This window comes from Clostridium sp. CCUG 7971, from assembly GCF_017590215.1.
In the GTDB taxonomy this organism is placed as follows: domain Bacteria; phylum Bacillota; class Clostridia; order Peptostreptococcales; family Peptostreptococcaceae; genus Faecalimicrobium.
Genome location: NZ_JAFFPK010000080.1, coordinates 1 through 1,457 on the forward strand (window position 1 = coordinate 1; position 1,457 = coordinate 1,457).

At 27.7% G+C, this 1,457-nt stretch carries 1 protein-coding gene; it reads left to right on the forward strand.

Features of this window, described 5'->3' with window-relative positions; all coding sequences use genetic code 11:
* Nucleotides 1–85 precede the first annotated feature (85 nt).
* Nucleotides 86–1,416, forward strand: a protein-coding gene (locus JWF52_RS10985) for an IS3 family transposase (protein WP_502711253.1) whose coding sequence is annotated in 2 segments (ribosomal slippage) — nt 86–491 and nt 491–1,416 — 1,332 coding nt in all. Because the reading frame shifts where the segments join, the coding sequence is not laid out codon by codon here.
* Nucleotides 1,417–1,457: the final 41 nt, after the last annotated feature.

A 1,457-nucleotide genomic window follows, 5' to 3' on the forward strand; every position in this document is an offset into this window, starting at 1 on the left:
AAATGTATCCTATAGAGTGGACAATTATAAAATGTCCTTCTATAGGATTTTTTTATGTATAATAAAATAGCTGGAGGATGACATAATGAGTAAAAAACTATTTACAGAAGAAGAAATTAAAGTATTAACTAAAAATAAATACGTAAAAAAAGTGACTAATAAAGGAATTACATATACTGATGAATTTAGAATGTTATTTATAGATGAAAATAATAATGGCAAATCAACTATCCAAATTTTTAATGAATGTGGCTTTGATTCAGAAGTATTAGGTGTTGGTAGGATAAAATCTATTGGTAAAAGATGGCGTAGCCTATATAGAAATGGAGGAATATCAAGACTTACAGATAAAAGAACTCACTGTTCGGGTAGACCAACAACAAAAAATCTTTCACTTGAGGAAAAGTATGCTCGTTTAGAAGCAAAGATGAAATTGTTAAAAGCAGAGAATGAATTATTAAAAAAGTTAGATATGATAGAAAGGCAGGCGTTGAAAAGAAAGTAGAATTAAAAATTGAAGAAAAATATATAGCTATTGCTAATACTATAAAAAAGCATAAGCTAAAAAATATGATAAGTTATCTATGCAAAGTTAGTGGAATATCTAGGTCAGGTTACTATAGATATTTCTCTAAACGTTCGATTAATACGAGAGAAACAAGTAATAATAAAGATGAAATATCTAAGAAAAACATACTAAAAGCGTTTAATTTTAAAAATCGTAAAAAGGGTGCTAGGCAAATAAAGATGGTTTTAGAAAGTGAATTTGGGATAAAGTATAACTTAAAGAGAATAAGAAGAATAATGAAAAAATATGATATTATATGTCCTATAAGGAAAGCTAACGCTTATAAAAGGATGATGAAGGCTACAAAAGAACATACAGTAGTTCCTAATTTACTTAATAGAGAGTTTAAGCAAGATATACCTGGTAAAGTATTACTTACTGATATAACATATTTAACTTATAATAATAGTAAGAGAGCGTATTTATCAACAATTAAGGACTCTTCAACAAATGAAATATTGGCTTATAAAGTTTCTTCTAACCTTAAAATAGATATAGTATTAGATACAATAGATATACTTAGTGAAAATATAGGCGATAGCCTTCATAAAGATGCTTTTATACATTCAGATCAAGGTGTTCATTATACAAGTCCAAAGTTTCAGAAAAAAATTAAATCTATGGGATTGGGTCAATCCATGTCAAGGCGAGGTAATTGTTGGGACAATGCTCCTCAAGAATCATTTTTTGGTCATTTTAAGGATGAAGTTAATTTCAAAATTTGTAATAATCTAGAGGAAGTTAAAAGAGAGATAGCTGAATATATGGAGTACTATAATAATTATAGATATCAGTGGAATTTAAAGAAGATGACTCCTGTACAATACAGAAGTCATCTTGATTCATAGTGGTGTATTTTTATTATTGTCCTTTACAAAGGGTACATTTT